At 42.3% G+C, this 12,229-nt stretch carries 13 protein-coding genes; 7 read left to right on the plus strand and 6 right to left on the minus strand.

All coding sequences use genetic code 11. The features are described 5' to 3' along the window. Positions 1–23: 23 nt before the first annotated feature. From KVY11_RS03265 to KVY11_RS03280, 4 genes are all read right to left on the minus strand, one after another. Positions 24–704 carry a GNA1162 family protein gene (locus KVY11_RS03265; RefSeq protein ID WP_218288085.1) on the minus strand — a complete coding sequence of 227 codons (681 nt, stop codon included), beginning with the start codon at positions 702–704 and terminating at the stop codon, positions 24–26. Beyond that, entirely contained in the window at positions 701–1,078 is a 378-nt protein-coding gene (locus KVY11_RS03270; RefSeq protein WP_078388388.1) for a DUF4810 domain-containing protein, read from the minus strand. Before KVY11_RS03270 ends, KVY11_RS03265 begins: the two co-directional genes overlap by 4 nt. Positions 1,079–1,091: 13 nt before the next feature. Next, a complete protein-coding gene (locus KVY11_RS03275) occupies positions 1,092–1,763 on the minus strand; it encodes a CsgG/HfaB family protein (protein WP_218288086.1) in 672 nt (223 codons plus the stop codon). Positions 1,764–1,873: 110 nt separating this feature from the next. Then, the gene (locus tag KVY11_RS03280; RefSeq protein ID WP_005399945.1) at positions 1,874–2,497 is read right to left on the minus strand and encodes a LysE family translocator; all 624 of its coding nucleotides are present in this window, start codon (positions 2,495–2,497) and stop codon (positions 1,874–1,876) included. Between the two features lie 445 nt (positions 2,498–2,942). On the opposite strand from KVY11_RS03280, the gene KVY11_RS03285 reads away from it, so the two are divergent. Then, positions 2,943–4,562 carry an oleate hydratase gene (locus KVY11_RS03285; protein WP_218288087.1) on the plus strand — a complete coding sequence of 540 codons (1,620 nt, stop codon included), beginning with the start codon at positions 2,943–2,945 and terminating at the stop codon, positions 4,560–4,562. Positions 4,563–5,033: 471 nt separating this feature from the next. Then, positions 5,034–5,489: a DIP1984 family protein gene (locus KVY11_RS03290; RefSeq protein ID WP_086208533.1), complete on the plus strand. Its 456-nt coding sequence runs from the start codon at positions 5,034–5,036 to the stop codon at positions 5,487–5,489. Positions 5,490–5,696: 207 nt separating this feature from the next. Here the strand turns inward: KVY11_RS03290 and KVY11_RS03295 are convergent, their stop codons facing one another. Continuing rightward, positions 5,697–5,900 carry an NF038215 family lipoprotein gene (locus KVY11_RS03295; protein ID WP_218288206.1) on the minus strand — a complete coding sequence of 68 codons (204 nt, stop codon included), beginning with the start codon at positions 5,898–5,900 and terminating at the stop codon, positions 5,697–5,699. Between the two features lie 545 nt (positions 5,901–6,445). Between KVY11_RS03295 and KVY11_RS03300 the strand changes: the two genes are divergently transcribed. From KVY11_RS03300 to KVY11_RS03320, 5 genes are all read left to right on the plus strand, one after another. After that, positions 6,446–6,994: a TetR/AcrR family transcriptional regulator gene (locus tag KVY11_RS03300; RefSeq protein WP_218288088.1), complete on the plus strand. Its 549-nt coding sequence runs from the start codon at positions 6,446–6,448 to the stop codon at positions 6,992–6,994. A gap of 12 nt (positions 6,995–7,006) precedes the next feature. Then, positions 7,007–8,656, plus strand: coding sequence for an MFS transporter (locus KVY11_RS03305; RefSeq protein WP_218288089.1), 1,650 nt, complete (start codon positions 7,007–7,009; stop codon positions 8,654–8,656). Between the two features lie 32 nt (positions 8,657–8,688). Beyond that, on the plus strand, positions 8,689–9,840 hold the full coding sequence (locus tag KVY11_RS03310) for an HlyD family secretion protein (RefSeq protein ID WP_218288090.1): 1,152 nt from the start codon (positions 8,689–8,691) through the stop codon (positions 9,838–9,840). A 63-nt stretch (positions 9,841–9,903) separates the two neighbouring features. Next, positions 9,904–10,773, plus strand: a complete 870-nt coding sequence (locus KVY11_RS03315; protein WP_218288091.1) for a 1-aminocyclopropane-1-carboxylate deaminase/D-cysteine desulfhydrase — start codon at positions 9,904–9,906, stop codon at positions 10,771–10,773. Between the two features lie 64 nt (positions 10,774–10,837). Next, positions 10,838–12,037 carry an NAD(P)/FAD-dependent oxidoreductase gene (locus KVY11_RS03320; protein WP_218288092.1) on the plus strand — a complete coding sequence of 400 codons (1,200 nt, stop codon included), beginning with the start codon at positions 10,838–10,840 and terminating at the stop codon, positions 12,035–12,037. A 21-nt stretch (positions 12,038–12,058) separates the two neighbouring features. Here KVY11_RS03320 and KVY11_RS03325 read toward each other — a convergent pair whose 3' ends face one another. Next, positions 12,059–12,211: a hypothetical protein gene (locus KVY11_RS03325; RefSeq protein WP_004981224.1), complete on the minus strand. Its 153-nt coding sequence runs from the start codon at positions 12,209–12,211 to the stop codon at positions 12,059–12,061. Positions 12,212–12,229: the final 18 nt, after the last annotated feature.

Consider the following 12,229-nt stretch of genomic DNA (forward strand, 5'->3'; position numbering starts at 1 on the left):
TCCCCTCATTTGAGGGGATTTTTTTACTGCTGTGGACTCATCGAATTTTGTACAAAATGCGGAGAGCGAGGTCCATATAACAACCCTTTTTGCTGCATCAACTGCGGAGCATACAACTGCGTACTTACACTGTTAGACAGTACATAGGCTTTGTCCGATAAGTGATTCGAAATTTGGTCAATCAAGGCACCCACCAACATCCCGACCAGACCCGCGTTGCTATTATTATTGGCTTGTTGGATTTTTTCCTGACCTTCCCATAATAATGCTCCGGTTTTTAAATCAACCAATTTCGCCTCTACCGCGACGGTCGAGGTCGATTGGATCACCTGATATTTAGAACCATATTCTTTGACTTTGACATACAGTGCAGCATCCGCTCCAAAAATTTCATTGAGTTTCTGAATTGGAATTTGCTGCGCATCATAGCCATTGGTTACGCCGTTTTCTTTAAATAGCGTATCGACCACAGAAATGGGGAACACATAATAGCCCGCTTCTGCTACAGGTAAAGTCACGGTAGACCAATACCCATAGGTTGCGCGTGTATCGGGTGACTCATTCACAGGCGGCAACACCAAAATAGATTTTGGCATATTGGCATGATATGCAGATAAGTCACGATTGCTTTTTGGTGTCGTAGCACAACCTGTGAAGAGTGTCACAACAAGGCCAAGTACACATAGTTTTTTGAAATGTTTCACTTCACACTCCCTGCCGCAGACTGAGCCGTCATTTTTTTCAAAAGACGATCCATTAATACTGTCGACTCTGGGTAGGTTTGGCGTTCAAGTTCAAAATACTGAACGGCACGTGGCCCGTTATTGATATTTAAATTCAATAAACCCAAATGTGCATACAAGCCCGGAGGCACTGCTGCATTTTTGGCTTTGGCTTTTTCAATATCTTTTTCAAGTTTGCCAATCTGTTCTTGTGGAGAAGTCTTTTCTGGCAGACTCAACATCAAATAGGTTTGCTGCGGGTATTCACCCCAGCTGTATAACGATTTTGGCGCTGAAACACAGCCCACCAAAGTCATGGTGCAGATCGCACCTAAAACCAATACGATTTTTTTCATTGATTCAAACCAGTTACTGCGCAGACCACTTATTGGTTTGAATATCCGACACCAAATTATTAACCGCTTCGCGTACAGCCAAATCTAGAACTTTACCGTTTAAAGTTGAGTCATAAGAAGCGGTAGAGCCAAAACCTAAGATTTCGCGTTCACTGAGTGCATACTCGCCTGCGCCTTGCACAGAGTGAACAATTTCTGCTGTTTTTACATCGACAATATTTAAGTTCACTTTGGCATAAGCAATTTGGGTTTTACCACGGCCCAATATGCCAAATAGCTGGTGATCACCGACTTCTTTACGGCCAAATTCAGACACGTCGCCCGTTAATACATAACGTGCGCCTTTGATGGCTTGAGAGGATTTAGTAAAACCTGCTTCTTGTTGTAATTCAGCAAGGTTGTCACGGTTTAGGACAGAGAAATAGCCCGATTGCTGTAAATGCGTTTCTAAAATAGTTTTTGCTTGACCACCTAAACGGTCAACATTGTCTGAGAAAATGCCACGCATGTAGCTTGAGCGGTTGTCAAATTTTCCTACAGATACAGGCGTTTTAGCGCCAGCGTATTTAACTGTCGCCACTGCCGCTGTTACTTGCGGTGCTTGAATTGTTTTTGACGTTTCTGTTGTTGAACATGCAGATAGTGCTAAGCCACTCAAAACGGCCAAAAATATAGATTTATTCAAAATTTATCCCTCAAATCTTTAATTTAAGAATCATTAAAAAATCAAAGGGATTATAACCATTTAGCTTTTAGTTACCTATACAAAATCCAGTTTTGTTGTTGTCAGACCGATCACTTCATTCCAAAAATCAGTTTTAAACCCAACACCGTCATCACCGCCCCAGCTGCGCGGTCAAATACTGCTTTAAACTTCAAATACACGCGGCGCGGCTTTTCAGCAGACAATGCCACTGCAACCAACGAACACCAACCCGCATCAATAAAGAAACATAGAATAGGCAGTACAAAATAGTAATAGGTTGGGATTTCTTTGGGTAAAAGTGCAGTAAAAATACTGGCTAGAACAATCGCAATTTTAGGGTTGGAGAGCTGAGTAATTAAACCAGTCATAAAGGCACGGCGTAAAGTCATTGCTTTTGAACTAGAATGATCTGCCTCGATTGGCTCTTTGGCATGTTTAATAATTTTAAATGCGAGCCAAAGCAAATAGATCCCACCACAAATTTTTAAGGCCAAATACGCTGACGGCACTGCCAACAAAAAGGCTTGTAAACCAAGTACAGCCAACAGACCAAAAACAGCTGCGCCTGTTCCGGTCCCCAGTGCGGTAAAGAGGCCATGCTTTCGAGAAATCGCAATCGAATTTTTTGCTACATAAATCGACGTCGGTCCAGGGCTCATTGCGCCTAACATTAATGCAAAGGCAATCGAGCCCAAAATCCAAAATGATTCCAAGAGTGACCTCTAAATTGAGAGAATTTATCAGCTGCGATTTTACGCTAAACAAAGTTTTTACGATATTCACTTTATCAGTTATTTTTCACATTTATATCGTGATCAAGCCGCAGCGTGTACGTCCATTATATTTTTTAATGATAAATAAAAAAGCCTATTTTAAGGAAATTTGGCATAGGGCATAGTGAAAACAATAATAGAGCAATTGCTCAACAATAAAATTCAAAATCAGATATTTAGATCATATTAAATTTTAATAAAAAGACAAATGTGTATTAAAAATAGCCATCATATGCTTATTTTTGATTACAAAATATAATGGGTTAATTACTTCCATTTTCATACATTTTTCATATATAAAAAGACTTACTATTTATAAGGTTTTATTTCTAAAAACCACATTTTTTAACTTCATAATTTTTAACATCATAATTAAAGGTGAACCATGCAAAATAAGAAGCGCACCCCATTAGACGCACAACAGTCCCATCTTTGGATCATTGGTGGTGGTATCGCAGGTATGGCTGCTGCTGCATTTGCAATCCGTGATGCCAAAGTCCCTGCCAAAAATATCCATATTTTAGAAGAACTCGATATTTCAGGTGGCTCGATGGATGGCGGACATACACCGCATGCCGCGCAAGCTTGGGTAACACGTGGTGGGCGGATGCTGACCGATGAAACTTATTTGTGCCTATGGGACTTATTTTCCAGTATTCCATCTTTGGAAAACCCAGACATTTCTGTGCGTGAAGAATGTCGGGAGTTTAATGAAAAAGTGAAAACCCACGCCAATGCACGTTTGATTGATGCCGAACATGTCATTGCGGATGCGGCAAAGCTTGGTCTGAATACACTACATCGTGCGCAGATGCTGCGCCTATTGGCTTCAAAAGAAGAAAAAATTGGCAGTCGCCGCATTGATGAGTTTTTTGATGAAACCTTTTTTGAAACCAATTTCTGGCGCATGTGGCGCACGACTTTCGCTTTTCAAAAATGGCACAGTGCAGCAGAGTTAAGACGCTATTTCTTGCGTTTTATTCAAGAATTGCCACGCATTCATACCTTAGCGGGTGTGAAACGGACCAAGTACAACCAATATGATTCAATGATCCTGCCCTTACAGCGTTGGCTAGTCGCACAAGGTGTAGATGTACGTTTTGGTCACTATGTCACAGATGCGGACTTCATTACCAATGCTGAAACCCAAGAACGCCATGCTTCGCGCCTATATGTACAACTGCCTGAAGGCTCAGAGCAAATTAATCTAAAAGCCAATGATTTAGCTATTTTCACTTTAGGTTCCATTACCGCAGATTCGCGTTATGGCGGTAATCATGACGTGCCTGCCCTCGTTCGTAATCGAGAAGACCATGGCTGGACACTTTGGGAAACTTTGGCACAAAAAGCCCCAGACTTTGGCCGTCCAATGACTTTTTATGGCAATGTCGATGAACATAAGTGGGAGTCTTTCACGCTAACTATGAAAGATGACGTGTTGCTTAAACGTATTATTGACTATACGGGAAATGAACCAGGCACTGGCGCACTGATGACTTGGTATGAGTCAGGTTGGCATTTATCCATTGTGGTTCCTGCACAGCCACACTTTGCTGACTTACCTGAAGGTTTATATACCTTATGGGGCTACGGTTTCCAAATTGACCATATAGGCGATTACATCAAAAAACCAATGTCCGAAGCCACAGGGCAAGAAATCCTAACAGAACTGATTAAACAGCTCGGTTTTGACGACATTTTAGATCATGTTTTGGCAACCACCAATGTAACCACTGCCATGATGCCATACGCCTCTGCCCTATTCGCCTGCCGTAAACCGGGGGATCGTCCACAGGTAATTCCACAAGGCTCACAAAACTTTGCCTTTCTCGGACAGTTTGTGGAAATTGAAGATGACGTGGTCTTTACTGTGGAATATTCAGTTCGTGGGGCGATGCTTGCCATTTATGAATTCTTTGGGGTCGAACGTGAAATCCCTGAAATTTACAACGGTCTGCTTGATCCAAAAGTCGGTTTGAAAGCTTTGGAAACCGTGTTCCACTAGGCTTTTAATATATAGCGATAAGAGCACCTTTATGTCGCTACTATTACATAGTTTAATTTAAGCAACGTTTGGATACGCGAGTGTGGCAGGGATGCCACACGTTATCCATCATAATAGGGATGTTATGTATGGATAACAAAGGCTTTTGCTTACTTTTGGCCTATCAAAAGTAAGGGTATTGCCTACACAAACACCTTTTATACTTTATTGAAAGTTGAGGCCGTGTACGCACCTAATTTTAAATTGGATAAAAAGAAAAATTAGATAAAACTTTATACCTTATTAGTAAATAAATTGACTAATCAACATAGGAAAAACATCTCCACGTTTTAAATAACACTCCGAAACTGACTAAGTGCTTTTCTATCGTTTTCTCATGATTTTAGATTTCATAAAAATTACAAAACTCACTTGCAGCTTTGATTGCACAGATGCAGCATAAGGCTCATCTAAAACTTTAAAAATAAATCTATGAAACTAGCAGAAGCACTTTTATTGCGTAGTGACTTACAAACCAAACTCGCCTCTTTACAACAACGCATCAACAATAATGTGCTAATCCAAGAAGGCGATGAACTGAGTGAAGATCCGAATGCGCTGATGGGTGAGGCCTTTAGTGTGAATACAGAATTACATCATCTGATTGAAAAAATTCATGCGACCAATGCTCAAGCTAAAACCAGCACGGGTCAATCCATGCTCAGTGTTTTAAACACACGTGATTTGCTCACACAACAGCATCGTATTATTCAACAGGCCATCGACAGCTCACGACGTGAAAATGGTCGTTATAGTTCGAGTGAAATTCGCTGGGTTAAAACCATTACGGTTGCAGACTTGCAAAAACAAGCCGATGCAATTAGCCAGCAACTCAGGCAAAATAACTTAGAGATTCAGGCTTCAAATTGGCAAATCGAACTGATCTAGCCAAATTTAGCCACAACAGTTTGGGCATATTGGGCGAGTGCAAGGCCTTTTATACGTTTGTAAGGCTTTAATTCAACAAACGTTTGCAGGAAGTAAGACGTCTACTTCACATTTTCACAAATCTGGCGTAGCACAATGCATCTTTTATACTGCACATCGCACCTTGCACCACCATGTACTGACAATATGCCTCCCTATTTTTACCTATTAGTAGGCATCAGCCTGTGGAGGCTTTTTCTGATTAAAAGCCATTTCTTGTGATGGAAGTTTATAGTCACGATCATGCACAGGAACACCACCAATAATCATGGTACGAGCCTCAGTTCTAGGCTGATTCAAATCCTTTTTTGCATCACACGCGGTCAGTTGGGTGAGCAATAAAACCAATACTAGGGTAGATAAGGTTTTCATCATATCCCCTCATTTATCATTATTGTGCTTTCAGCATAGCACTTTTATTTTTCCAATCCTATCGACTTTGTTACAACTCTTATCCATCTAAATGATGGTTCTCTGCGAATTTTCTTTATAAAATAAATATCAACTATTCATATATAAAACAATAATATAAATGATTTAAATTAACCAAAATTCGATTTAAATATTTATCCGACGTATTGAAAAAACTATCTTGGCGGAGTCTTATCTTGTTTTTTTCAATTTCTTCATCAGCCTGCGGCTCGCCCTACTTTTGTTTCGACAAAAGTAGGCGAAACCATTGTCATCTGCAAAACCTGTTCATTTCTTGGATTTATTAAAATATAGCGAATAAAACATTATCTTATTTACACCATGCAGGTTGCAGATGACGTTTTCGAGTCGCCTATTTCTTATCGAAATTAGATTAAATTAGAAAAGGACAACCTGATTTACAAAATCTTACAGGATTGAATATTTACAACGGACACTTTTGTCCGTTAAATAATAGCACCCCCAAATCAAATGAAATAATCACCATGACCAGTAGGCAACAGCGTGCTGCACAAAACCGTGAGGAATTGCTGGAAGCCGCAGTTCAGGTTTTTCGTACACACGGGATCAATGCCCCCTTACAACAGGTGATTGATGCAGCCAATGTCGGACGGGCGACGTTTTATCGCAATTTTGATGACCGTCGTGCCTTGGTGATTGCTCTCATGGAGCAAGCTTTAGAACGTCTCGCAGTTCGTGCAGAAGCATTTTCTCAGTATGACGATGGTTTTATTCGTTTAATTGAAAACCATGTCTATAACTTGCCGTATTTAACTGCACTGATGGAGTATTGGCGAGTGATTGAGCGTAATGATCCCGTCATGGTTGATATCTACGCACGCCGCGATGCGATTTTACAACCTTTAATTGATCAAGCCATTCGATACGGCGTTTGTCGCCCCGATTTGACCACCCAAGATTACGCCATGATTACGGCTATTTTAAGGACTTCATTTCAGGGACTGACCGATATAGAGCAGCAACAACTTGCGCAACGCGCCATTGAGTTGTTACTTAATGGTATTCGGGCATAAAGGTCACCATTCATGACACAGCCATCGCGTTTACTCGAACCTGCACCAAACTGGACTGCTGAAGAAAAACCAACCCTGCCTGGCTCTCCTGCCGTGATTGCGCACTCAACACCTAAGCGCTTCATATATTTTTTTATTGGTTTGTTTGTCGCACTATCTGCAAGTCTCAGTAACGGTTTTATTACCGCAAATTTACCCTTAATTCAGGGTGAATATGGACTAACACCCTCTGAGGTGGCATGGATTCCTGCGGCTTATGTGATGGCCAATGTCAGTGCGAACCTGATTCTGTTTAAAGCCCGCCAACAATACGGTCTGCGTCTATTTTCTGAAATTGGCTTACTGCTTTTTATTGTGGTTTTGGTTTTACACGTCTTTGTGCATACCTTTGAAATGGCTGTACTGGTGCGTTTCATTAGCGGAATGGTTGCAGCACCGCTCAGCTCTTTAGGCATGTATTACATTATGCAGGCCTTTAAACGGGAGGATTTTGGTCGCAGTATCTATTTGGCTTTAGGCTTTCAACAGCTTGGAATTCCCTTGGCATGGATCATTTCCCCGTATCTCATTGACGTCAATAACTGGAATGTCCTATACACCTTTGAAATTGGTTTAGCGCTCTGTTGTTTTGCAATGGTGGTGTCGCTGAAGTTGCCCCGCAGCCTAAGAATTGCTGTTTTTGAAAAGCAAGACTTCTTCACCTTTGCCCTGCTTGCGCCCGGTTTTGCCTTTTTGTGTATTGTGCTGACCCAAGGGCCTATTTTGTGGTGGCTTGAAGTGAAGTGGTTGGCCTATTTGCTCATTGCAGGGTTTAGCCTGATTGTGATTGGCTTGGTCTATGAGCATTATCGGGTCAATCCATTGATTATGACGCGTTGGCTGGGGGCATCATCCACGCTTCGTTTTATCATCGGTGCTTTTGCAATTCGCTTCTTAATGTCGGAGCAAAGTTATGCTGCCGTGAGTTTTCTCAAAACTATGGGCATGGGCCCCGATCAATTTGTGCCGCTCTATGTGGTGATCTTTTTCGGCATCGTGTCTGGTACCTTATTTAGTGCGATTACTTTTTCACGTGAACGGATTATTTGGCACCTACTATTAGCAGAAGCTTTGGTGTTGATTGCTTGCGGACTAGATTTTCACCTTACCAGTGATATTCGCCCTTCCAACTTCTACGGCAGTCAGTTTTTGGTCGGCTTTGCCAGTGGTGTGTTTATTGGCCCACTCTTGATCACGGGTATCTTAAGCGCCATGCAAAAAGGCCCTACTCATATTGTCACATTCATTGTTTTATTTTCAGCGACTCAAACATTTGGTGGCTTAGTCGGTTCATCGTTTTACTCCACCTATCAACAAGTCCGAACACAAAACTATCGTGCTGAGATGATTCAACAGCTACCCGAAACCAATCCATTGATTGCACAGCGCCTTTTAGCGTATCAACAAAGTTCGCATACTTACACACTCGATCAGCAGTTAGAGCAACAACAAGCCTTAAAAAATCTCAATCAAGTGGTGACTCGAGAGGCTCAAGTACGTGCCTATAACGATGTGATTAGTTTCAATGGCATCGTTGCCATGCTGCTGTTGTTGTGGGGGACATTCCTAATTGCACGGAATCAATATCAACTGCGACAACAAGCGAAAGTCGGTCCTGCCTAATGCCACTGCTCCCTATTTATTGAGAAATTGTTATGTCTGAAGATCAAAAACCAATAGCTCCCGCTGAAACAACTGCAACTTCTGAAAATTCCTCTCAGCCTGAGGCAACAACGACACCGATTACGCCGCCTTCGAGTAAATTGATTCCAACAGCGAAACGTACGCTGATTTTGATGTTTTTAATACTCATCATCGGTATTGGCATCATTTTATGGGCATGGAAAATTGGGCCATTTGACAGTGCTGTTGAGTCCACTGACAACAGCTATGTCAAAGGCAAAACCACGGTGCTTTCTTCGCAAATTAATGGTTATGTCAAAGATGTGTTGGTCAGTGATTTTGATCACGTCAAAAAAGGACAGGTGTTGATGCATATTGATGCCACGACTTATGACCAAAAAGTCACACAAGCAGAAGCTGGGGTGGATCAAGCGCAGAATGCTCTGTCTAATCAAAACCAAAATATTGCACAGCGTAAAGCCGATATTGTAGCGGCAGAAGCCAAGGTCGAACAAGCTCGAGCAGCCTACCAACTGTCATTGGCACAACAGCAGCGCTATCAACAGTTGGGCGACTCTGGTGCGGCGTCTAAATCGGAACAAGACAAAGCCTTTGCCGATACCCAAAATAATTTAGCTTTACTGCAACAAGCACAGGCCAATGTATTGGTGGCGAAAGAAGCGCTCAAAACCGCGCAAGTGGCTGAAACAGGACTCAAAGCACAAGTGACCAATGCCGCGGCCCAACTGGATCAAGCCAAAACAACCAAAAATTACAGCAGTATTATCGCCCCGATGGATGGACAACTGGGTGAAGTGAACCCACGCGTGGGACAATATGTGGCAGCAGGCACACAGTTGCTCTATCTGATTCCACAGCAGACTTGGGTCACCGCAAACTTTAAAGAAACTCAAATTGCCAACATGAAAATTGGGCAAAAAGCATGGTTCACGGTGGATGCCCTCAATCATCAGAAATTTACAGGTCATGTCGAGCAAATTTCCCCAGCGGCGGGTTCAGAGTTCAGTGTACTTAAAGCTGATAATGCAACAGGCAACTTTACCAAAGTGGTACAACGCATTGCGGTACGGATTGCAATTGATCCGAATCAGACAGGAATTGAAAACCTACGTCCAGGCATGTCCGTAATTAGTTCGGTCGATACGCAATCTGCACAGCGTTAATTCTGTGCAGAAACCGCGACTTTTCACTTACACTAAGCACTCAACCTGATTGATTAAAGTCCTATGTTTGAACAGATTGCACAGTCCATTCCCTATCAGTACATCAGTATTGACGGGATCAATATCAGCATCAAACGTTTAGACTTGGTCCATCCATATATTTCAGGCAATAAATTTTTTAAACTCAAATACAATCTGTTGGCGGCACGGCAACAAGGCTATAAAAAACTGCTGACTTTTGGCGGTGCCTATTCCAATCATATTGCCGCAACGGCTTATGCAGCACAGTTATTTGGTTTTGAGAGTCTGGGCATTATTCGAGGTGAAGAGCTGGCCAGTAAACCTTTAAATACAACCTTAAATACAGCACAGCAATTCGGCATGCAGTTGCAGTTTGTGACGCGAGAAGCCTATCGGCAAAAGCAAAGCCCAACATACTTAGCACAGTTACAACAAGATTATCCTGATTATTATATGATTCCCGAAGGAGGAACCAATCCCCTTGCCATTCAAGGCTGCTCAGAAATTCTCTCTGATACGGATCGAGAAAATTATGACCTGATTTGTTGTGCCGTGGGCACAGGTGGCACCATTGCGGGTCTGATTGAAGCCAGTCATTCACAGCAACACCTTTTGGGTTTCTCCGCGCTCAAAGGTGATTTTTTAAGTCGAGAACTAGAGCAACTGACTGAAAAACGGAATTGGCAAATTACCGATCAATATTGCTGTGGTGGTTATGCCAAAACTACTCCCGAGCTCTTACAATTTATCCGTACCTTTGAGCAGCAATATGACATTCCACTGGAACAAATTTACACAGGTAAAATGCTGTTGGGCTTAACCGATTTAATTCAACAAGGTACATTCCCCAAAGATCATCGTATTTTGGTGATTCATTCAGGTGGGCTACAAGCTCGTTTAGCCACACTTTAGATAGTCCTGAAAAAGCAAAAAAGATGGTCTATAATGCCCTGCTTTATTCTCCCGTGAGTGTGTCATGTCCGCAAATCAATATGATGTCTTAGTTTTAGGTGCAGGTGCATCTGGCTTAATGACAGCCTATATGGCAGCTCAACGCGGACGTAAAGTGCTAGTGGTTGAAAAAGCCAATAAAGTCGGCAAAAAAATTCTCATGTCAGGTGGGGGTAAATGTAACTTTACCAACCTCTATGTCGAGCCAAGCAACTTTATTTCACATAATCCACACTTTGTGATTTCAGCCCTCACTCGCTATACCAATTGGGACTTTATTGGCCTAGTATGTGAGTACGGCATTGAATATGAAGAGCGTAAACACGGTCAGCTTTTCACCCTAAAAGGTGCCAAAGAAATTTTAGCCATGCTATTGAGCGAGTGTGAAAAAACAGGTTTGGTCGACATTAAAACCAACTGTGAAGTAAAAGCCATCACCGCACTCGATGAGCAGGGTTTTCAAATTGCCACGACACTGGGTTATTTTGAGGCTGAATCTGTCGTGGTTGCATCAGGTGGTTTATCCATTCCAACTTTAGGTGGTTCTGGCATTGGTTATGAAATTGCCAAACAATTTGGCCACCATGTATATCCAACTCGCGCAGGTTTGGTGCCTTTTACCTTTTCAGACAGCTTTAAAGAAGTCACAACCCGCCTTAGTGGCAACGCGGTCGATGCGACTTTATCGAATGACTTAAACGCTTTCACCGAAGCCCTTTTATTTACCCATCGTGGGCTCAGTGGGCCAAGCTCGCTACAGCTGTCGAATTATTGGGATGTAGGACAAAGCTTCAAAATTGACTTCTTGCCAAGTGTGGATTTGCACGACTACTTAAAAGCCAAAAAGCACAGTCAGCCCAAAGCTCTGCTGCGTACTTTACTGGGTGAACATTTTCCAAAAAGTGTGGTGGTTGAACTGCAAAACCTCATTTGGCCTGAACTAGCTGAAACAGCGATTGGTCAACTGTCGGATGAAAAACTGGAGCACATTGCCACGCGCTTACATGCATTTGAAGTCAAACCATCAGGAACCGAAGGCTACCGTACTGCTGAGGTGACTTTAGGTGGCGTAGACACCACTGAAGTATCCTCGAAAACGATGGAAAGTAAAAAGCAAAAAGGCTTGTACTTTGTCGGTGAAATACTGGATGTCACAGGACATTTGGGCGGCTTTAACTTCCAGTGGGCATGGTCATCTGCGCATGCCGCATCAGAATATGTCTAAGCCATGTGCTTAAGCTATAAATTATTCCAAATAGTCCGTGCGTAGCAATACGCACTGCTTTTGCTTCTGCTGACGGGCAAGTGCTAAGTCCATTTTCGCAATGGCAATATGGACATGGCTCGGCTGGATCACTGAACGTTTCGTCATCAAAGTTTTTTTTAATATTTGCATCATCTGTTTTTTCCTTTTTAA

The sequence above is a fragment of the Acinetobacter sp. CWB-G5 genome (genome assembly GCF_019209785.1).
GTDB lineage: Bacteria > Pseudomonadota > Gammaproteobacteria > Pseudomonadales > Moraxellaceae > Acinetobacter > Acinetobacter johnsonii.